Annotated in this window: 15 protein-coding genes and 2 pseudogenes; 9 read left to right on the top strand and 8 right to left on the bottom strand. The window is 72.1% G+C overall.

What is annotated here, in order from left to right; all coding sequences use genetic code 11:
- Positions 1-69: 69 nt before the first annotated feature.
- Positions 70-447, bottom strand: coding sequence for a MerR family transcriptional regulator (locus ACZ69I_RS24670; protein ID WP_470834618.1), 378 nt, complete (start codon positions 445-447; stop codon positions 70-72).
- On the opposite strand from ACZ69I_RS24670, the pseudogene ACZ69I_RS24665 reads away from it, so the two are divergent.
- The 3 genes and pseudogenes from ACZ69I_RS24665 to ACZ69I_RS24655 form a co-directional block, all read left to right on the top strand.
- Positions 440-919, top strand: a pseudogene (locus ACZ69I_RS24665) (SDR family NAD(P)-dependent oxidoreductase); the annotation flags it as partial. The gene ACZ69I_RS24670 and the pseudogene ACZ69I_RS24665 overlap by 8 nt on opposite strands.
- A 176-nt stretch (positions 920-1,095) precedes the next feature.
- Positions 1,096-2,280, top strand: a complete 1,185-nt coding sequence (locus tag ACZ69I_RS24660) for an FUSC family protein (protein ID WP_470834617.1) — start codon at positions 1,096-1,098, stop codon at positions 2,278-2,280.
- A 120-nt stretch (positions 2,281-2,400) separates the two neighbouring features.
- Positions 2,401-4,029, top strand: coding sequence for an FAD-dependent oxidoreductase (locus ACZ69I_RS24655; protein WP_470834615.1), 1,629 nt, complete (start codon positions 2,401-2,403; stop codon positions 4,027-4,029).
- Positions 4,030-4,043: 14 nt separating this feature from the next.
- Here ACZ69I_RS24655 and ACZ69I_RS24650 read toward each other — a convergent pair whose 3' ends face one another.
- Together ACZ69I_RS24650 and ACZ69I_RS24645 are read right to left on the bottom strand one after the other, a co-directional pair.
- Entirely contained in the window at positions 4,044-6,602 is a 2,559-nt protein-coding gene (locus ACZ69I_RS24650) for a catalase (protein WP_470834613.1), read from the bottom strand.
- 284 nt (positions 6,603-6,886) lie between these two features.
- Positions 6,887-7,432: a DUF1360 domain-containing protein gene (locus ACZ69I_RS24645; protein WP_470834611.1), complete on the bottom strand. Its 546-nt coding sequence runs from the start codon at positions 7,430-7,432 to the stop codon at positions 6,887-6,889.
- Between the two features lie 452 nt (positions 7,433-7,884).
- Here ACZ69I_RS24645 and ACZ69I_RS24640 point away from each other — a divergent pair, with 452 nt between their 5' ends.
- A complete protein-coding gene (locus ACZ69I_RS24640) occupies positions 7,885-9,138 on the top strand; it encodes an APC family permease (RefSeq protein WP_470834673.1) in 1,254 nt (417 codons plus the stop codon).
- 38 nt (positions 9,139-9,176) lie between these two features.
- On the opposite strand, the gene ACZ69I_RS24635 is transcribed toward ACZ69I_RS24640, so the two are convergent.
- From ACZ69I_RS24635 to ACZ69I_RS24615, 5 genes and pseudogenes are all read right to left on the bottom strand, one after another.
- Positions 9,177-10,655: an aminotransferase class I/II-fold pyridoxal phosphate-dependent enzyme gene (locus ACZ69I_RS24635; protein WP_470834609.1), complete on the bottom strand. Its 1,479-nt coding sequence runs from the start codon at positions 10,653-10,655 to the stop codon at positions 9,177-9,179.
- A 67-nt stretch (positions 10,656-10,722) separates the two neighbouring features.
- Positions 10,723-11,604: an SDR family oxidoreductase gene (locus ACZ69I_RS24630; protein WP_470834608.1), complete on the bottom strand. Its 882-nt coding sequence runs from the start codon at positions 11,602-11,604 to the stop codon at positions 10,723-10,725.
- 143 nt (positions 11,605-11,747) lie between these two features.
- A complete protein-coding gene (locus ACZ69I_RS24625; protein WP_470834607.1) occupies positions 11,748-12,614 on the bottom strand; it encodes a WD40 repeat domain-containing protein in 867 nt (288 codons plus the stop codon).
- On the bottom strand, positions 12,611-13,570 hold the full coding sequence (locus tag ACZ69I_RS24620; RefSeq protein ID WP_470834606.1) for a WD40 repeat domain-containing protein: 960 nt from the start codon (positions 13,568-13,570) through the stop codon (positions 12,611-12,613). The genes ACZ69I_RS24625 and ACZ69I_RS24620 overlap by 4 nt, the downstream gene beginning before the upstream one ends.
- Before the next feature lie 2 nt (positions 13,571-13,572).
- Positions 13,573-13,749, bottom strand: a pseudogene (locus ACZ69I_RS24615) (helix-turn-helix domain-containing protein); the annotation flags it as partial.
- A gap of 259 nt (positions 13,750-14,008) precedes the next feature.
- On the opposite strand from ACZ69I_RS24615, the gene ACZ69I_RS24610 reads away from it, so the two are divergent.
- The 5 genes from ACZ69I_RS24610 (at position 14,009) to ACZ69I_RS24590 (ending at position 20,699) form a co-directional block, all read left to right on the top strand.
- Positions 14,009-15,139, top strand: coding sequence for an alpha/beta fold hydrolase (locus tag ACZ69I_RS24610; RefSeq protein ID WP_470834604.1), 1,131 nt, complete (start codon positions 14,009-14,011; stop codon positions 15,137-15,139).
- Positions 15,136-17,556, top strand: a complete 2,421-nt coding sequence (locus ACZ69I_RS24605; RefSeq protein WP_470834602.1) for a GMC oxidoreductase — start codon at positions 15,136-15,138, stop codon at positions 17,554-17,556. The genes ACZ69I_RS24610 and ACZ69I_RS24605 overlap by 4 nt, the downstream gene beginning before the upstream one ends.
- A 78-nt stretch (positions 17,557-17,634) precedes the next feature.
- Positions 17,635-18,447, top strand: a complete 813-nt coding sequence (locus tag ACZ69I_RS24600) for a putative protein N(5)-glutamine methyltransferase (RefSeq protein WP_470834600.1) — start codon at positions 17,635-17,637, stop codon at positions 18,445-18,447.
- Positions 18,448-18,662: 215 nt separating this feature from the next.
- The gene (locus ACZ69I_RS24595; RefSeq protein ID WP_470834598.1) at positions 18,663-19,667 is read left to right on the top strand and encodes a PI-PLC domain-containing protein; all 1,005 of its coding nucleotides are present in this window, start codon (positions 18,663-18,665) and stop codon (positions 19,665-19,667) included.
- Positions 19,668-19,754: 87 nt separating this feature from the next.
- Entirely contained in the window at positions 19,755-20,699 is a 945-nt protein-coding gene (locus ACZ69I_RS24590) for an aldo/keto reductase (RefSeq protein ID WP_470834596.1), read from the top strand.
- The last annotated feature ends 26 nt before the right edge of the window (positions 20,700-20,725 follow it).

The following is a 20,725-nucleotide window of genomic DNA, read 5'->3' as shown; positions in this document are numbered from 1 at the left end:
GGCCGCGGATTACTCGAGGCCAGGAAAGAGAACTGGTAAGGATTTTCCTGTCACCCCATAGGGAAATCCTTACGGGTGCGTGTCCGTGATCGCGATGACCTCGTCGAGGTGGTCCAGGGCGGCCTGCAGGTCGTCGATCCTGGCCTGGATGCGCTCGCGTTCGGCGCGCAGCATGGCCCGCTGCTCGGCGTCGGTGTGGCCGGAGTCCCAGCACGGCAGGAGTTCGCTGATCCTCCGGCTGGTGAGGCCCGCGGCGAACATCTGCTGGAAGAAGCGGACCAGGGGGATGGCGTCCTGCCGGTACAGGCGCCGGCCGGACGGGCTGCGCTCCGCTACGAGCAGCCCTTGCTGCTCGTAGTAGCGCACGGCGCGCACGGAGACACCGGCGCCTCGGGCCACCTCGCCGATACGGATCAACCGCCCGGCCACGGCCTCCGCGACGGTCATGGTGACCGGTTCGCTCGACGCGGTGCGCCACGAGCTGGAGACCAACATGTTCGGCCACCCGGGAATGATCCGGGAGTTCGCGCCCGCGCTCGCCGACAACGGCGGGGGCGCGATCGTCAACGTCCTCTCCGCCATGTCGTGGTTCGGGGGCAAGGGCGCCAATGCCTACCACCTGGCCAAGGCCGCCGCCTGGGCCATGACCAACGGCGTCCGCCTGGAGCTCGCCGAGCAGGGCACGCTCGTCACAGCGGTCCACCTCGGCCTGGCCGACACCGACATGGCGGCGGGCCGGCCCGTGGCCAAGATCGCACCGTCGGACCTGGCCGACGCGGCGCTCGACGGCGTCGAGGCGGGCTCCGCCGAGGTCCTCGCCGACCGGTGGAGCCGGGACGTCAAGTCCCGACTGCCGCTGACGCCCGAAGAGTTCAACGCCGCGATGGACCGCGCCCTGGCGGCGCTGACGGCCGTCTGAGGGGGCCTGGGGGCCTGGCGCAAGGGCTGTGAAACAGGGGGTTACGGGTTGGGGAAGAGGGTTACCCACCCTGCGGCGCCCCCGACAGCAGATGCTGCTGGCCGGGAGGCAGTTGGCCCTTCGCCGTGGACCCGGAGCGGCTCGTCCCCGAGGAACAGGAAGAGAGTGGTTGCGGCATGGCGGCGGACGCTCAGGAGCGGGCCGGGTGGCTCGTGCGGGTGCGGCGGTGGTGGGGCCGGGCCTTTCACGACGACGGTTCCGAACGCCACGTACTGCTCCTGACCGGCAAGAGCACCCTGGCCGCCACGCTCGCCTGGGTGGTCTCCTACTACGCCCTCGACGCGCTGTCGCCGGCGTTCGCGCCGTTCTCCGCGGTGACCATCATGTACGTCACGGTCTATCGATCGGTGACGCAGTCCTTGCGCTACGTCGGCGCGGTCGCCGCGGGAGTGGCGGTTCAGGCCGCTCTCGGCTTCCTCGCCGGGCCCGATCTGCTGACCTTCGTGCTGGTGGCGGTGATCGCGCTGACCATCGGGCGCTCGCACGTGCTCGGGGTGCAGGGGCCGCAGGTGGCCACGGCCGCGTTCTTCGCGTTCTCCACGTACAGCAGCGCCAGTGACGACTCGACCCGGATCACGCGGCTGGGAGAGATCGTGCTGCTTGTCCTCATCGGCTGTGCCATCGGCATCGCCGTCAACGTCACGATCGCCCCACCGATGCGCTACCGCAGCGCCGAACACGGTGTCCAGATCCTCGCCCGCGCCCTCTACGACCTGAGCGCCGACATGCCCCCTGCCCTGCGTCGAGGGGCGCCCGACGCGGACACCATCGCTCGGTGGCGCGAGCGGGTCACCCGGACCGACCAGCTGATAGCTCAGGCCAGGGCGAGCGTGGTCACCGCCAAGGAGAGCGTTCACTACAACCCGCGTCGGCTGCTCCGCCGCCATCGCGGGCCCATCACCTTCCAGGGCTACGACACGGTGCTGAACGCACTGGAGCGGACACTGCACCAACTCGCCTCTCTGACGCGGAGCCTCGACCAGTGGCAGGAGGCGGAGAACGACTATCTCTACCGCCACTTCCTGGACCGGTACGCGGCCTTCCTGGAGGCCGTTTCGGAGTTCGCGCGGGCGCTCAGCACGCTGGACGAGAAGACTCTGCCCGAGCAGTCGCGCCGACTGGCCGGACTCGCCCGCGATGCCCGGACACGGCGCCGAGAGGTCACCGACGAGGCCGAGGCCCAGCGGTTGCCGTTGGCCGACCCCACCCGTCCGTACGGTGTCCTGGTCGTCGAGGCCACCCGCCTGATGGAAGAGGTCCAGCACACGAGCGACACCCTCCGCACCTGGGTCGAGGCGTAGGTCCTCGGCGGGTGCCCCGCTCGCGCGGTCCGGACCGGCGTGGTGGATTGGTGCTGACCGTCGCTGGGCACCCGAGCCTGCCGAGGCGACACCCTTCCCGGACGGAAAGCAGGCACACCCATGACGCACCGCGACGACGCACTCCCGGGCCGGGACCGGTCCTTCTGGATGGACACCTGTCCGGCCACGGCCCACCCCCCGTTGGACGCCGCGACCGAGGTGGACGTCGCCGTCGTCGGGGGCGGCATCGCGGGGTTGAGCACCGCATGGGAGCTGGCGAGGGCGGGGCACAGCGTCGCCGTACTGGAGGCGGACCGGATCGCGGCCGGGGTCACCGGTCACACCACGGCCAAGGTCTCCGTGCTGCACACGCTCATCTACGACCGGTTGCGCCGCACGCGTGGCCCCGCCGCCGCCCGCGGTTACGCCCGGTCCCAGCAGGGCGCGCTCGACCGGCTGCGCGAGATCGTGGCGGAGCTGGGCATCGACTGCGATCTGGAGCAGCTGAGTTCGTTCACCTATGCGGCCGAACCGGGGGACGCGGAGGGCGCGAAGACCCTGCGGGCGGAGGCGAAGGCCGCCGCGGAGGCGGGGCTGCGGGCCACGTACGTCGAGGAGACCGGGCTGCCGTTCGCGGCCGGCGGTGCCGTGTGCGTCGTCGACCAGGCACAGTTCCACCCCCGCAAGTACCTTGTGGCACTCGCGGAGGACTTCCGCCGACTCGGCGGTGTGATCCACGAACGGACCCGGGTCACCGGCCTCTCAGAGGGCAGCCCCTGCAAGGTCACCACGGAGTCCGGGCACGCCGTCACCGCCCGGCACGTCGTGGTCGCCACCCACTACCCGGTCTTCGACCGGGCCCTGCTCTTCTCCCGGCTCACCCCCTCCCGCGAATTGGTGGTGGCGGCCCCCCTGCCCGTGGCCGACGATCCCGGCGGCATGTACATCACCGAGGACGAGGGCAAGCGGTCGGTACGGACGGCACCGTACGGCGAGGACGGCTCGCGACGGCTGCTCATCGTGACCGGGGAGGGCTTCACGCCCGGCACCGGAGACCCCGCACGGAGCTTCGCCCGCCTGGACGCCTGGCTGCACGAGCGGTTCCCGACCGCCGAACCGACCGCGTACCGCTGGGCCGCCCAGGACAACTCCTCCACCGACACCGTTCCGCTGATCGGCCCCCTCCACAAGGGATCCCGGCACACCTACGTGGCCACCGGCTTCGGCGGCTGGGGCATGACCAACGGCATCCTGGCCGGGCAGCTCCTCACCGCTCTCATCGCCGGATCACCCCCGCCCTGGGCGGAGTTGTACGACCCCCGGCGGTTGAAGAGCGTGGTCCGGGAGGCGTCGGGCTTCCTCTCGGCGCAGGCGAAGGTGGCCAAGCACCTCGTCGGGGACCGGTTGGCCACCGGGCACGTCGACTCGGTGGCGGAGGTCGCGCCCGGCTGCGGAGCGGTGGTACGGGTCGAGGGCAAGCGGTGCGCGGTGTACCGCGACCCGGACGGCACCGCGCACGCGGTCTCCGCGCGCTGCACCCACCTGGGCTGTCTGGTGTCGTTCAACGCGGCGGAGACGTCGTGGGAGTGCCCGTGCCACGGGTCGAGGTTCGACGTCGAGGGTGCGGTGCTCCAGGGGCCCGCGGTCCGGCCACTGGAACGCGTGCGCCTGCACACCGACAAGAACAAGGACACGGACACGGACGCGGACACGGGCGGAGATGCGGGCGGAGGCGTCGAGCGGAGCTGAGGCCACGAAGGCGGTCAGACCTGCGTCGGGAAGCGCTCCCAGACCCGGTGCGCGCCCATCAGGTCGGTCAGACCCGCCAGCGCGCCGGTACCGGTGTCGCCGCTGACCACACCCGGCGCGTCCGCGGGGATGCCCGCTGCGGCCAGCGTGGTCTCCGCGCCGTTCCAGCCGCCGATCGCCTTGCCGTGCCGGAACGCCTCGGACAGCAGCAGGAGGACCCGCGGGTCGGTGGTGGCCCCGGTCGTCCTGCGGGCGCTCTTGCGGCCCTTGCCCGCCTTCGCGTCCCTGGCGCCGAAGGCGTCCGCGCCCGGGCCGGGCGCCCCGGCAAGGAGCAGGGCGTCGTACTCGATGGACCGGGCGGTGGTGTAGGTGCGCTGCACGGTGACCGGGTCGCCCGAGGCGTCCAGTTCGCCACCGGCCGGGGCGATGACGAGCGGGACCATTCCGGCGTCCAGGATCTCCTGACGCACCGCGCGGACCCCGGCGAGGTCGCAGCCCGCGTCGGCGACGACGCCGATGATCCGGCCGTCCAGCGGCCAGCCGCCTCCGACCTGGGACAGCGCGGGACTTGGTGCGGAGTCCACCAGCTTCACCGTCGCGGACGGGGCGGGCAGGCCGAGACCGGTCGCCACGTGCTCGCACAGGACGGGATCGACGTTGGCGAGGACCTGGAGCGCGCGTTCCTTGACCGACTTTTCGTAGCACTTGTTCAGCTCGAACGTGTACGCCGCGATGATGTGCTCGCGCTCCACCGGCGTCATGCTCAGCCAGAACAGCCGGGGCTGGCTGAAGTGGTCGTCGAAGGAGGCGGGAGCCTCGCGGACCTTGCGGTCCTCCGGGACCACCACCGGCCGCTCGACATAGGCCCCCACGTCCTCCCCGGCCAGGAAGGGGCAGCCCCCGTCGAGGGAGTTGGGCCTGTACGGAGCCGCGCCGCTGTGCACCGCCGTCTGGTGCATGCCGTCGCGCAGCATGTCGTTGACGGGCGCGTGCGGGCGATTGATGGGCAGCTGGCCGAAGTTGGGCCCGCCGAGCCGGGTGAGCTGGGTGTCGAGGTACGAGAACAGACGACCGGCGAGCAGCGGGTCGTCGGTGACGTCGATGCCGGGCACCAGGTGTCCGACGTGGAAGGCGACCTGCTCGGTCTCGGCGAAGTAGTTGGTCGGGTTGGCGTTGAGGGTGAGCAGGCCCACCGGCTGGACCGGGGCCAGCTCCTCGGGAACGAGCTTCGTCGGGTCGAGCAGGTCGATGCCCTCGAAGGTCTGCTCGGCGGTGTCCGGGAACACCTGGATGCCCAGCTCCCACTGGGGATGCGCGCCCGCCTCGATGGCGTCGGCGAGGTCGCGCCGGTGGAAGTCCGGGTCCACGCCGCCCGCGATCTGAGCCTCCTCCCAGACGAGGGAGTGCACACCCAGCTTCGGCTTCCAGTGGAACTTCACCAGGGAGGTCGCCCCGTCGGCGGCGACCAGCCGGAAGGTGTGGACGCCGAAGCCCTCCATCATCCGGTAGGAGCGCGGGATGCCCCGGTCGGACATGTTCCACAGCGTGTGGTGGGTGGCTTCGGTGTGCAGGGTGACGAAGTCCCAGAAGGTGTCGTGCGCGCTCTGGGCCTGGGGGATCTCGCGGTCGGGGTGCGGTTTGCCCGCGTGGATGATGTCGGGGAACTTGATGCCGTCCTGGATGAAGAACACCGGGATGTTGTTGCCGACCAGGTCGAAGGTGCCCTCGGCGGTGTAGAACTTCGTCGCGAACCCGCGGGTGTCGCGCACCGTGTCGGCGGAGCCGCGCGAGCCGAGCACGGTGGAGAACCGCACGAAGACCGGGGTCTCGACGCCCTCGCCGAGGAAGGCCGCCTTGGTGACGGAGGCGGCGGTTCCGTAGCCTTGGAACACGCCGTGGGCCGCGGCGCCCCGGGCGTGCACGACGCGCTCGGGGATGCGTTCGTGGTCGAAGTGGGTGATCTTCTCCCGCAGGTGGTGGTCTTGGAGCAGCACCGGGCCGCGCGGGCCCGCCTTGAGGGAGTGGTCGGTCTCGTACAGCCGCGCACCCTGAGCGGTGGTCAGGTACATGTCTCCCTGAGCCAGCTCATCGGGGGACCCGGCAGTGACCATTCCGGTCGGGCCGACCGCGGCGGGGCCGCTCTGGTCGGGCTTGGGCGGCAGCGGGGGGCGCGGGGAGGTGGGCTCGGCGACCGGGGGCGACTCCGCGCCGGGCTTGCCGGGAACGCCGTCGGCGGGGCCGACGTGGCTCGGAGCGAGCGCGGCAACGGCCTTGGCGGCCACGGACTTCAGGGGGTTTCTGGTGCGTCCGCCCTTGGTCTTCTTTGCCGCGGTCTTCTTTGCCGCGGTCTTCTTGGTCGTGGCCGTCTTCGACGGCGGGGCGGTCTTCTTGGCCGCCGCTGCCGTCTTCTTTGATCCCGTCGTCTTCTTCGCGGCAGCTGGCGACTTCGTGGTCGCGGTCTTCTTGGTCGCGGTCTTCTTGGTCCCGGTGGTCCTGGCCGTCGGCGCTGCCTTCTCGGCTGCCTCCTTGGCGGTCCTCTTCGACGACTTCCTGGCAGGCTTCTGGCTCGGCATGCGTTCTCCAACCGTTGAGGTGTACGTGGGTTCTGCCGTGCACGTGGTGTCCGCTACGGCACGGGGTCGCCCACCGGCTCGCGCAGTGCCGTAGGGATCACAGGTCCTCCGTGCCGGTCGGGGTGCTCAGGAATCGCGTCACGCGACAGCCAGTTCGGATCAAGACTCCCCCGCCTCGGGTCGGCCCACCACTCGGGAGACGCCGTGCACCGGCGCGTCCGCGGCGCGCCTCGGACGACGGCGCCGGAAGAGGCGCTCAAGGGCAGCGACCTGAGAACCCCGGCCTACTCGGCGTTCTTCTGCACCAGACAGTCGTATCCCAGCTGCATGGTGTCGGCGAGCGCCAGGCAGGTCAGGGCGCCTGTGACGGTGTGCGTGGTGGCGGGCCACAGGCGGCGGGCGCCGGCGAACGTCGTCGTCAGCCACACGCTCAGGCAGAACGGGCACGTGACCAGCTCTCCCACGGTCGCCCTGACGCCCCCTCCGCGGGGACTCTCGTTGACTTCGGCCGGGCCCGTCGCCGACTCGAAACGTGTGAAAGGGGCCCGCAGCGGACTGGTGACAGAGCCCTTGCTGAGCAGGCGGCTCAACCGGAACACCGATGCGGCCGTGCACAGCACCTCCCAGGGCTCGTAGCGGTCCGGGGCCCTCCTCGTGCCCCGCGCGGCCGCCACGCCCCAGGCTGCGGTGTACACGCTGAAGGCGACAACGGCCGCGGCATGGCCCTTGAGTCCGTTCTGCTCCTGTGACGCGTAGGCAGCGCCGGCTCGCCGGGCCGCCGCCTTGATTCTGTCGAAACCGGTCCTGCCGTGGTGTGCCTCGTGGTGCACGGCATCCTCCCTGCGGTGGTCGTGGTGGGGCGTGGCTGGGGGCCTGCAAGGACGGTGCGCGTGCTGCTCGTCCGGTGCGGTCAGCTGTCGAAACTCGCGAGCCGCCGGAGTACCCCGGTACGCACGACTTGCACGCAAACGCTTGCCCCAGTCTTCCGGCGGGGATGAACACCGGCCGCCTCGCGCCCGCGCCACACCCGCCTTTGGCCCCCTATGGACGAACAGGCGCCGCCGAGCCCGGCGCCCTCCCTGCGCCTCCCCGGCCCTCACGTACCAGAGGCCACCCCCGGGCGCGCCGCCCCAGCTGCCCCGCATCCGAGGGAGGGAGCCGTCTGCCGGCCACCGGGGCGGGTATACGAGATCACGTGAAAACACCCGCCGACCAGTCAGCGACGTCCCAGCCCTCGACGTCCCCGTCCTCCACGCCGCTCAAGAAGGCGCTCACCACGCCGCTGCTCTACTTCTTCATCCTCGGAGACGTCCTGGGGGCGGGCGTGTACGTCCTGGTCGGGCAGGTCGCCGCCGACTCCGGCGGTGCGGTGTGGGCCCCCCTGGTCGCCGCGCTGTGCCTGGCGCTCCTGACCGCCGCCTCCTACGCCGAGCTGGTCACCAAGTACCCGCGCGCCGGTGGTTCGTCCCACTACGCGACCCGGGCGTTCGGACCGTTCACCGGGTTCCTTGCCGGATTCTGCATGCTGGCCGCCGGCATCGTCTCGGTGGCGGCCCTGGCCCGGGGGTTCGGCGGGGACTATCTGGCCGAGTTCGTCACCCTTCCCCTCGTGCTCGTGCTGATCGTGTTCCTGGCCGCGCTGGCGCTGCTGAACGCGCGCGGCATCAGCGAGTCGACGCGCGCCAACGTCGTCGCCACGGTCATCGAAGTCAGCGGGCTGCTGCTCGTGATCGGGCTCGGCTGCTGGATCGTCCTGCGCGGCGACGGGGACCTGGGGAGGCTGACGGACCTGGGCACCGCGAGCGAGGGCCCCGCGGCGGCTCTGTTCAGCGGGGCGGTGCTCGCCTACTACTCCTTCGTCGGTTTCGAGACGTCCGTCAACGTGGCCGAGGAGACCCGGGACCCTCGCCGTTCCTACCCCCGAGCCCTCTTCGGCGCCCTGATCACCGCGGGTGCGGTGTACGCCCTGGTCGGGGCCGCCGCGGCGGCAGCCGTACCGACCACGAAGCTGGCCGGATCGAGCGGGCCGCTGCTCGAGGTCGTCCGGGTGGCCGGCGGGGTCCCCACGGAGCTCTTCAGCGCGATCGCCCTCGTGGCCGTCGCCAACGGCGCCCTGCTCACCGGCATCATGTCCTCCCGCCTGGCCTACGGAATGGCACAGGACGGCCTCCTGCCCGCCTTCCTGACGAAGGTGCTGCCCGACCGACGCACGCCCTGGGCGGCGATCGCCGCGACGACGGCGCTCTCGCTGCTCCTCGCGCTGACCGGGGACGTGGACACCCTCGCCTCCACCCTGGTCCTGCTCCTCCTCGTGGTCTTCTTCCTCGTCAACACCTCGCTCCTCGTCCTGCGGCGCGACAGCGTCTCGCACGACCACTACCGGGCGCCGACCGCCGTTCCGGTGCTGGGCGCCGCCTCCTGCGTCCTGCTCGCGACGCAGATCGAACGGGACGTATGGATCAGGGGGCTCATCGTCCTGGCCGTCGGCGCCGCACTGGGGGCGGTCGCCGCGGTGCGCCTGCGCCGCACCGGCTGAACGACGGCTCGGACGGCGTGCCACAGGCCGCTGACCGGTCAGTCGGCGTCCACGTCGTGCACGGAGACACGGATGGTGGCGGCACTGCTGTCGGCGGCATCGGGAATGAGCATCCCCGCCTCGGCGCCGGTCCGCAGGTAGTCCACCACTGCCTGGTCGAGCAGTTCGCCGGGGAGGGCCGCCGGAATCCCCGGGGGGTAGGGCGTGAGCATCTCGGCGCAGGTCCTGCCGACCGCTTGGTCCGCGGGGATCTGCTCGACCGCGCCGAAGAAGGCGTCGCGCGGGAGGGTCACCTGCTGGAGGCGGAGGTCGCCCGGCGCCGGGATGCGGATGTCCGGGGCAGGTGGCAGCTCGTCCGCGTGGGCGACGAGGTCGCGCAGGCCGTCGAGGAGTGGCGCGGTCGTCGTCTCGTCGTCGGCGTGGGTGAGCTGGGCGTTGATGCGCCGGTGATCGGAGGTGTGCAGGTTGATGCGGTGGTTCCGGCGCATCCAGTCGGCGGCGTCGTACCCGTTGAACTTGACCTCGCTCAGATCGATGAAGATCTGGAAGGGGTCCATGTCGAAGGCGCGCGCTTCGCCGCAGAAGTCGTCGCGGTCGTTGACGTGCAGACCCTCGATCTCCTCGATGGCCGCTCGTACCCGCCGCGCCCTCGCAAGGCCCTCGCCCAGAAGCTCCCGGCCCTGCTCCACCATTTGGCGGCGCCATCCGTCGAGACCGGCGTAGATGAGAACCGAAGGGCTTGTGGTGTCCAGAAGGTCGGCGCGGGCAGCGAGGGTCCGCGCGCTGACCAGGTCACCTTGCAGGTGGAAGACAGATCCCTGTTCCAGCCCGCTGCCCATTTTGTGGACCGACGTCACACACACGTCGGCGCCCGCGTCCATGGCCCAGGTGGGCAGGTCGGGGTGGAAGGGCAGGTGGGCTCCCCACGCCTCGTCCACGATCAGCGGCACGCCCCGCTCGTGGCAGAGCGTCGCGATGGCTCCGATGTCGGCGCAGGTCCCGTAGGGCGTGGGGCTGGTGACCAGGGCCCCCCGCGCATCCGGATGCTCCTCGAACGCGGCCCGGAAAGCCTCGGGGGCCGGCGGGTGGGCAAGGTGGAGGCCGGGGTCCCACTGGGGGTCGACCCACACCGGACGGATGCCCGCGAGGATCAGCCCCGAGACGACGGATTTGTGGGCGTCACGGCCGACCAGCAGCTTCTCGTGCGGCCCGGCGACGGAAAGCATGGCGGCCTTCACCGACAGCGAACTGCCGCAGGTGGAGAAGAAGGTGTGCTCGGCGCCGACCGCGTCGGCCATCAACTCCTGCGCCCGCTCCAGGACCCCCTGGGACGTGGTCCGGTCGTCAAGACCGGAGACGGCCAGCACGTCCGCGGCGAAGACGGCGTCCCCCAGAGCGGCCCGAACCCTCGGGTCGGCTCCCCGGCCCTGTTTGTGACCCGGTGGGGTGAAGGGCAGCTGCTCCTGCGCCTGATACGCCGTCAGTGCGTCGAGTACAGGGGCTTCGGAATGATCCATGGTGTGCGGATTTCCCTTTCAGAGGGGCGAAAACACTGCGCACCGCAGTCGCCTTCACGTGGCCGGATCAAGGCAGCGGCGTGCCTCCGGTGGCGTTCATGATTTCCGCGGTGATGAAGCTCGCGTGCTCCGAGGCCAGGAACACGTACGCGGGCGCCATCTCGGCGGGCTGCGCCGGGCGCCCCATCGGCGCCTGCTTGCCGAACTCCACGGTGTCCGGCAGCGTGGCCGGGATCAAGGGCGTCCACACCGGCCCCGGAGCCACGGCGTTGACCCGGATGCCGTTCTCGACCAGCATCTGCGCGAGACCTTGGGTGAACGTGACGATGGCGCCCTTGGTCATGGCGTAGTCGAGCAGGTGCGGGCTCGGCTTGTACGCCTGCACCGAGGTGGTGTTGATGATGGACCCGCCTGCGGGGATGTGCGGCACGGCCATCTTGCACAGCCAGAACATGCCGTACAGATTCGTGTGCACGACGCGGTCGAACTGCTCCGTGGAGATCTCCCCGATGCCCTCGGGCTGCGACATCTGATACGCCGCGTTGTTGACGAGTACGTCGATGCGCCCGAACTCCGCGACGGCCCGCTCGACGAGGCGGCGGCACTGCTCCTCTTCACGGATGTCGCACGGCACCGCCAGACCGCGAACCCCTGCCTCCTCGACGAGACGTACCGTCTCTCTGGCATCGCCCGCCTCCTCGGGCAGGTAGGTGAACAGCACGTCCGCGCCCTCGCGTGCGTAGGCGAGAGCGACCGCCCGCCCGATGCCGGAGTCCCCGCCGGTCACCACCGCGGCCCGGTTCGCCAGCAGCCCGCTCCCCCGGTAGGAGTCCTCGCCGTGGTCGGGGGGCGGGTCCATCGGGCCCGTCCAGCCCGGCGGCTCCTGATCCTGCTGAGCGAACTCCGGCTGCGGATGCTTGGTCGTGGGATCCTGCGGGGCCTCGCCCATGAGTGCGGTCCCTTCCTCGCGTCCCCTGTTTCCAGCTCGTGTTCCCAGCTTGCGCCGTACCTGACGGAGGCGCGAACGCCCGCAGCCCACGGCGGCCGGACGGCGTGCACGCACGTCTTGGCAGCATCGGGTGTCCCGCCGCGTCAGCAGATCGACCGGTAGGGGACGTCCGGGACGTACGCCTTCCACTCCCCCGGCGACAGCGAGCCGCCGCGTCCGCACGCGGCGTCGGTCATCCGGTCCGGTGCGACGGTGTACCGCTGTACGGGAGCGAGCTCACCGGAGACGCGCAGCACGTCTCCCCGGCGGCTGAAGGAGAGCGCGAGCACGGCGCCTCCGGGGGTCAGCACCCGGGTGCCCAGCTGTGTGCGGGAGGGGATGTCCCACAGGTGGACGGCCCCCGCCCCGTCCCCCACGGCGAGCGTGCGCTCGTCGGGCGAGAACACCAGGGCGCGGAGGGGCAGCGAGTCGTTGCGCCGGTCGGGGGCGGGCGGCCCGGCCAGAACTCCCTGGCGCCTCCTGACGTCCCCGTCCCACAGGGTCACGCGGCCCGCCACGTCACCCACCGCCAGGTACCTGCCGCCGGGGCTGAAGGCCAGGGAGCGCGGCGCTTCATCGCTGAGCGTGCGGTCCGCGAACTGCTGGATGCCGGTCCTCGCGACCCTGTTCCGCGTGGTGGCCAGGACTCTGCCGTCGGGCCGCAGGGCCACTCCACCGCCGCCCGTGACGACCAGCGCGGAGCCCTGGTACGCCATTCTGCTCGTACGCCTGTCCTTCTCGGTGTCCCACTCCTCGACACGTCGGCCGTCGGACCGCAGGACCCGGAGACGGCCCGCGCCCGCACCGAGTACGACCGCGCCGGCGCCGTCGACGACGGGAATGCCCCCGAAGCTCGTCGAACGGCTCTCGTAGTTCTTCCCGACGTCCCACGTGGTGAAGGCCGTGGGGTGCCGGGCGTCGGGCAAGGCTGCCGCGTATCCGAAGGTGCCGCCGTCCGGGCTGAACGTCATGGAGGCGGGGGCGGAGCGACGCGGCGGCTTGTGGTGGGGTGGCGCCGAGGGCACGAGCCCGTGACCGAGCGAAGGACCGCGCCGGTGTCCGGGTGCCGGAAACCCAGCGTGTCTTTTCCCGAGTTCCGGCGGACCGTGGCGAGGAGGCCGCCGTCGGGGCTGAACAGGGCGGCGTCGACCGGGTCCGCGCTCCACGTGGCATCGGCCACGTCGGCCACGTCGATCGACCGGACCTCTCGCCAGGAGCCCCCGGTCTGGAACCGCAGGGTCCTGCCGTCGGCACCCCACCGCAGCGCGCGGGCCGTGCTCCGGCCCCTCAGCGGACAACGGAGGGACGGCGTGGCCGGCCGGGTGGTGCGCCACATCCGGATCTCCCCGTCCAGCACGCCGGCGAGGAACCTGCCGTCGGGGCTGAAGGCGGCTTCCCGGAGGTCCGGCCCGTCGATGCTCCAGGACTTCTCTCCGCCCGGGAGCCGCCACGCCTCGACCCCGCCGTCGCCCATGCGTGCCAGTGTCGTCCCGTCGGGAGAGAACCCCAGGCCGCCGGGGAGGAGCCCCGGGCCGGACCGGGCGGATCCGCACCTTCCGCCGGAGTCGATGGTGGCGGTCCTCCTGCGTCGGGCGATGTCCCAGACCTGTATGACCCCGCCGGGTCCGCAGATCGCCGTCTGCCGGTCGTCCGCGCTGACGGCCCGCGACGACGGTCCTTCGGTCCTGACCTTCAGGAGCGTCCGGTGGTGGGCCAGGTCCCACAGCCGGACGGTCTGCCCGGGCCCGGCCCCGTCTCCGTCGGTTTCGGCGACGGTGAGGAGGTGGCCGCTCGGGCTGAAGTCCGCCACCCCACCGAGGGAGTTCGGCACCGGGTCGCCGTCCAGCCAGCCGGACTCCAGGTCCCAGAGGCTGATCCCCGTGGGACCGTCGAGCGCCGGCTTCTTCCCGTCCGGGCTCAGCCCCATCGCGAGGGCAGCCTCTCCCCCGCCGCCGCCCGGGACAGCGCGGTCACCGAGTAACCGGCCCGCTGGGCCATCGTCCGGTACGAGAGGCCCTCCGCCTCCTGCCGCAACTTGCGCAGGTCGTAGGCGAGACGGGACACCGGGCCGGCCGCCGGATCCACTGGTTTCTCTCGTCGCCCCATGCCCGGCCCCCCTGATCCGTTCGTGGCGATCACAACCTACGGACGCGCGGAGAACGGTCACAAGGGCACTCTCGGCCTGCCCTGCCGCACGTCGGCAGGCGCACCCGCGGGCCCGTGCCGGGCGCGGCGGATTGTTCGCCGGCCGGAACCGGGCTGCTGAACAACCCCCGGCACGGTGCAATCGAAGGGAACCACCGCGCGGGACGGCTGCGCGGGACCCGCACGGTACGAGGTGCGGCACGAGCACGGGGGGGGATCCATGCGGCAGGGCATAGCGCGGCACACGGTCGAAGGGGTGCCGGACGCGCGCGTATCGACGTATCCGTTCACGACCGCCGACGGACTGACTCTGCACCTGACCCGTTTCCACCGGGGCGACTGCGACGACGTGGTGCTGCTGCTGCACGGTCTGACCGGGTCCAGCGACATGTTCATCATGCCCGAGCACCGCAACCTGGCGACCCACCTGCTGGACGACGGGTTCACCGATGTGTGGACCCTCGACTTCAGGATGAGCAATCGCTTTCCGTACAACACCGAGCCCGGGGACCACACGCTCGACGACGTCGTCCTGCACGACCACCCGGCCGCGCTGGCCGAACTGCGGCGGCACGTCGGACAGCGCAGGGTGCACGTCTTCGCGCACTGTCTCGGCTCCACGACCTTCGCCATGAGTCTGGCGGCGGGCACGGTCACTGGCGTCTCCAGCATGGTGTCGCAGAGCGTCGCCCTGGCCGTACGGGTGCCGAGCTGGTCCCGGTGGAAGCTGGCGCTCGCGCCGACGCTCCTCGAACACGTGCTGGGGATGTCGGCGGTGAACCCCCGCATGGCCGACGCCGCGCCGTTCACCCGCGCCTGGGCCCTGGCACGGCTGGTGTCCCTGGGGCACCCCGAGTGCGACAACCCCGCGTGCAACCTGGTGAGTTTCATGTGGGGGGCGGGGTGGCCCGCGCTGTACAGCCACGGGAACCTGGCGCCGGAGACGCACGAGCGCATCGCCGATCTCCTGGGGCCCACCGGAATGCACTACTACCGGCACATCCGGAAGATGGCACGCGCCGGGCGGGCCGTGCGCTACGACCCGGCGGAGCCGCGCCATGCCGCGCTGCCGGTCGACTACCTGGCACGAGCCGCCGCCGTCCGCACGCCGATCCTCTTCCTCACCGGGGAGCACAACCACGTCTTCGGTGACGCCAACGTCGTCTGCCACCGGGAGTTCGCACGCCACGACCCGGACCGGTACGAGCTGGCGGTGCTGCCCGGATACGGCTACATCGACCCGATCATCGGCAAGGACGCGCACCGGGACGTCTTTCCGCTCGTCTCCGACTTCATCAGGCGACGAACCGGTGAACCGGAGCGGCATGGTCCCTCGGAGCCGACGGCATGAGCGCGGAGCGTGCGACGGCCGAACACGTGGACGTCCTCGTCGTCGGGTCCGGATTCGGCGGCTCCGTCGCCGCGTACCGGCTCGCGCAGGCGGGGCTCGGCGTGCTGGTGATGGAGCGCGGCCGGGCCTATCCGCCCGGCAGTTTCGCCCGCACCCCCGCCCAGGCCTCCCGCGCCTTCTGGGCCCCCGAAGCCGGGTCCCACGGCCTGTTCGACGTACGGGGTTTCCGGCACTTCGACTCGGTGGTCTCCAGCGGGCTGGGCGGCGGCTCACTGATCTACGCCAACGTGCTGCTGCGGAAGGACGAACACTGGTTCGTCCAGCGGCAGTCGCTGCCGGGAGGCGGATACGAGACCTGGCCGCTCACGCGCGCGGACCTCGACCCGCACTACGACGCCGTCGAACGGATCTTGACCCCCACTCCCTACCCGCTGGACCGGCCCGGCCACGACGACGTGCCCAAAGCCCACGCCCTGCGCGCGGCCGCCGAGCGGCTCGGCCTGGAGCACTCCCTGCCCCCACTCGCCATCAGCTTCGCACCGGAACCGGGGGCGGAGCCGGGCATCGGGCTGCCCGTCGCCCCGGCCCCGTACGGGAACCTGCACGGGGTCACCCGCAGGACGTGCCGCCTCTGCGGCGAGTGCAACATCGGCTGTAACGAAGGGGCCAAGAACAGCCTCGACTTCACCTACCTCTCGGCGGCCCGGCATTACGGCGCGGAACTGCGGACCGGCCACGAGGTGCGCGCGATCCGGCCGTCGGCCCGGGGAGGCTACGAGGTCGACTACGTCCGGCACCGCACGGAGCACGCCCCACGCCGCGACGGCGCACCCGCCCGGCACCTGCCGGTCCGAACCGTCGGCTGCGACCGCCTCGTCCTCGCGGCGGGCACCTACGGCACCACCCACCTGTTGCTGCGCAGCAGGCGGAACCTGGCGTCGATCGGTCCGACGCTCGGCACCCGCTTCTCGGCCAACGGCGACATCCTGTCGTTCGCCGTCCGCACCAAGAGCGGTGACGGCACCGTCACCGCCGGGGTGGACCCGAGCCGCGGCCCGGTCATCACCAGCGCGATCCGGCTGCCGGACGACCTCGAAGGCGCGGGAAGCGACGGTGCCGTGCCGCCGGGACGAGGTGCCTACATCCAGGACGGCGGCTATCCGGGCTTCGTCGGCTGGCTGGTCGAGGCGGCCGGTCTGCCGCAGGACGCGGGGCGCGCGGGGCGCTTCCTGCTGCGGCAGGTGCTCCCCCACCTCGCGGGGACCGGCAATCGCCGGCTGTCCGGCGACCTCGCGCGGTTCCTCGGGGACGGCGCCCTGTCCGACACCTCCCTGCCCCTGCTCGGCATGGGCAGGGACACGCCCAATGGCGTCCTGCGCCTGCGCGGCGACACCCTCGACGCCCGGTGGTCCCCCGCGGACAGCCGCGAGCACTACGCCCGGATACGCACCGCGATGCGCGCGGTGTCCGAGGCGCTCGACGGGCGCTACGCCGACAGCCCGCACTGGCTGCTGGAGCGGATCATCACCGTGCACCCCTGCGGCGGCGCGCCCATGGGCCGTGGCCCCGCGGAGGGAGTGTGCGACGCGTACGGGGAGGTGTACGGCCATCCCGGCCTGTACGTCATGGACGCCGCGGCCTTGCCCGGCTCCGTGGGAACCAACCCGGCGCTGACGGTCGCCGCCCTCGCGGACCGCGCCTGCACCCGGCTCCTCGAGCGGCGCCGGGCACGTGACGGAGAGCGGAGCGAGGCGGTGTCCCGGCATCGGCAGGCCGGGCCGCTTCCCCGGACGCTCGACACGTACTCCCCGCGCGGCTCCGTGCAGTTCACCGAGACCATGAGGGGCCTCTGCGCACCGGGCCACGGCGATCCGGCGACCGCCCGGCGCGCCACGTCCAAGGAGCCGCTGGCGGCAAGGCTCACCGTCACCGTCGACGACATCGACGCGTTCCTGACGGACCCCGAGCACCCCGCGCGCGTCGACGGCTGGATCCGGGCGCACGGTCTCGGCGGCCGTCGCCCCGTGACGGGCGGAGAGGTCCAGGTGTTCGCCCCCGGCCGCACGCCACGCCACCGCGAGTTGCGCTACCGGCTGTTCGTCTCCGACGCCACGGGCGCGCCCCGCACCCTGGTCGGCGTGAAGGACCTCGCACCCGCGCCGCCCTCCCGGCTGTGGGCCGCCACCACCACCCTGCCCTTCGTGCTTCTGGACGGCCACGGGCTTCAGGACCGCGACGGCGAGGCCGGCATCGTCGCCGCGGGGACCCTGTCGATCTCCCCGGCCGCCCTTCTCCGGCAGCTCGGCACCTTCCGCGTCACGGGGCCGCGCGGGTCGGCCGCGCTCGCGCGCTTCCATGTCTTCTTCCTGGACCAGTTGCGGCGGCTCTACGGATGGCACGGAGGTCCCCGGGGCTAGGGCCTTCCGTCGGGATCAGGGAAAATCCTCCCGACGGTGTCGAAAGAGTCGCGCTGTCTCCGCAGTTGAAAGGCTTTCATGTCGCTTCCTTCGCTGGACCGGTCCGCGTCCGCGTCCGCCTCCGTGTCCGCCGCCCACGTCGTCGCCCGGCTCCGCGCCGCAGGGTGCGTGTTCGCCGAGGACGAGGCGGAGATGATCATGTCTGCGGCGCGGGACGACGCCGAGCTGGCGGAGATGGTCGAACGCCGGGCCGTCGGCCTGCCGCTGGAGCACGTCGTCGGGTACGCGGAGTTCTGCGGCCTGCACATCGAGGTGGACGCCGAGGTCTTCGTGCCCCGGCGGCGCACCGAGGCACTCGTGCAACGGGCCGCCGCGCTAGCGCCGTCGCGGGCAGTCGTCGTGGACCTGTGCTGCGGCTCCGGCGCGCTCGGCGTGGCGCTCGCGGAACGGCTCGACGAGGTCGAGCTGTACGCCTCGGACGTGGATCCCGCCGCCGTCCGCTGCGCCCGGCGCAACGTGGCGGCCGCGGGCGGCACGGCGTACGAGGGCGACCTCTTCGATCCGCTGCCCGCCGCGCTGAGGGGCCGCGTCGACGTGCTCCTGTCCAACGTCCCGTACGTGCCCACGGTGGAGATCGAGTTGCTGCCCGCCGAGGCCCGCGAGCACGAGGCGCGCGTGGCGCTCGACGGTGGCGCGGACGGCCTTCAGGTGCTGCGGCGCGTGGTCGCGGGTGCGGCCGAGTGGCTGGCCCCGCAGGGGGTCCTGCTGTTCGAGACCAGCGAGCGGCAGGCCGACGAGGCCGTCGCGGCGGTCACCGCCGCCGGGTTGCGGGCGCGGGTCACCACCGACGACGAGCTCGACGCCACCGTGATCGTCGCGTCCCTCTCCTGACGCCCCGCGCCGACGGGGGTGGCGCGGGGGGCACCGCAGGTGGGGCCGGTTCAACGGGTCGGACGCCGGGGGTGTTTCGTACGGTGCGGGGTGGGCAGGTGCGGTAGCTGAGCCGGATCCCGGGACCAGGGGTCCGGCGCGCCTCCTCCCGCGGTGCCGCCTCCTCGTGCTGCCGTGCCCGGGCGGGGCGCACAGGAACGGATGGAGAGACAACCGTGATACTTCGTGCCCGCACCCGCTCGACCGCCCGGGCCGCGACGCTGACCGCCGCGTGCGGTGCCCTGGTGGTGGGGCTCGCAGGCCCCTCCGCCCTCGCCGCCACCGCGCACGGGGCCACCGCGTCCGGTGCCCGGGAGAAGGACAAGCGGCCCGTCTGGGCCATCGCGCACCGGGTGCTGACCGTCGGCGGCGTCGACAAGGCGCTCGAGCACGGGGCCAACGCGCTGGAGATCGACGCCACCGCCTGGAAGAAGGGCTGGTGGGCGGATCACGACGGGCTGCCCACGAGCGGCGGGAACACCATGGCGGAGATGTTCGACCGGATCGCGGAGCAGCGCAGGGCGGGCAAGAACGTCGGGTTCGTCTGGCTGGACATCAAGAACCCCGACTACTGCGACAGCGGTGACGCGAAGTGGCGCCACTGCTCGGTCGCGGCCCTGCGCGACCTGGCCCGCACCAAGCTGGAGAGCGCCGGTGTCCGGGTCCTCTACGGGTTCTACGGCACCGCGGGCGGGGCGGGCTGGAAGGACGTCAGCGGCGGCCTCACGGACCGCGAGGGCGTCGACATCAGCGGGGACACCGAAGACGTGCTGCGCCAGTACGGGGAGTCCGGCGGCGCCATCGCCCACAACCAACGGGTCATGGACAAGGGCCTGTTCAACCTGAACCTGCCGACCGTCCTCGGGAAGGTGCGGGACCAGGTGCGCCTCGGCTCCCAGGCACGCGACCGCGGCGAACTGGCGCGCACCTTCGGCTGGACGACCGCGGCGGGCGACCGCGAGGCGACCGACCGCCTCCTGGAGGAGTCGGGCGGCGACGCCGACGGGCTGATCTACGGCCACCGGGCCTCCTGCTACCCCGACGGCGTCTCCGGCACCGGCGGCTGCGGCACGGACGAATCGTCCGCGCGGCAGGCGCTCGGCCACATCCAGGACTTCGTCCGGTCCCACGACGACACGCGCCGGATGGCCACGACGCAGGACGTTCCCTTCGGAAGCTGATCGAACGGCGCGGTCCTGCGCGACGATGGCGGGGTGCACCGATGACGGGGTTCACCCGATGACGGGGTTCACCACGGAGGGAGAGACATGACTGCACAGCTCGACATGCCCACCGGGCAGCCGCTGTACGGATGCATGGGGCTCGGCGGCACCTCGGACGGCGTGCCGAACACCGCGTCGCACATCGCCCACGCGGAGGCCGCCGTCGAGGCGGCCCTCGCCATCGGCATCACCGCGTTCGACCACGCCGACATCTACCGGCGCGGCCACGCCGAGGCGGTCTTCGGCGAGCTGCTCGCCAGGGCGCCCGACCTCCGGAGCCGCATCGTCCTGCAGACCAAGTGCGGCATCCGGCAGGCCGCCGACGGCCTGCCGGGCAGGTACGACCTGCGGGGGCCGAGCATCGTCCGGCGCGTCGAGGAGAGCCTGACCCGGCTCCGTACCGACGTGCTCGACGTGCTCCTCCTGCACCGGCCCGACCCGCTGGCCGCCCCCGCGGAGATCGCGGAGGCGCTCACGTCCCTGCACCGGCAGGGGCTCGTACGTCGCTTCGGCGTGTCGAACATGAGCGCCGCGCAGATCGAGGCGCTGCAGGCACATCTCGAACTCCCGCTGGCCGTGAACCAGTTGGAGATGAGCCTCGGCAGCCGGGACTGGGTGGAGGCGGGGGTCGTGCTGAACACGCGGGACGCGACCGCGAACGGTTTTCCGCACGGAACGGTCGAGTACTGCGTGGACCGGGGCATCCAGCTCCAGGCCTGGGGGCCCCTGGCCCAGGGCCGCTTCACCGGCGCCGCCGACTCACCGACGGCGCGGCTCGTCGCCGACCTCGCCGAGCGCAAGCGGACGACGCCCGAGACGATCCTGCTGTGGTGGCTCCAGCGCCACCCGGCCGGGATCGCGCCGGTCATCGGCACCAGCAGGCCCGAGCGCATCCTGGCCTGCCGCGACGCCGTCACGCGCGAGCCGGAGCTCACCCACGAGGAGTGGTACGACCTGTGGGTCACCGCCCGCGGCGTGCCCCTGCCGTAAGAGCCTGCCTCCCGGGCGCTTCCCGC

It is taken from the genome of Streptomyces sp. NPDC036815, assembly GCF_055609205.1.
The sequence above is the reverse complement of the archived record's forward strand: the minus strand, read 5'-3'. Positions and strand labels throughout refer to the sequence as shown.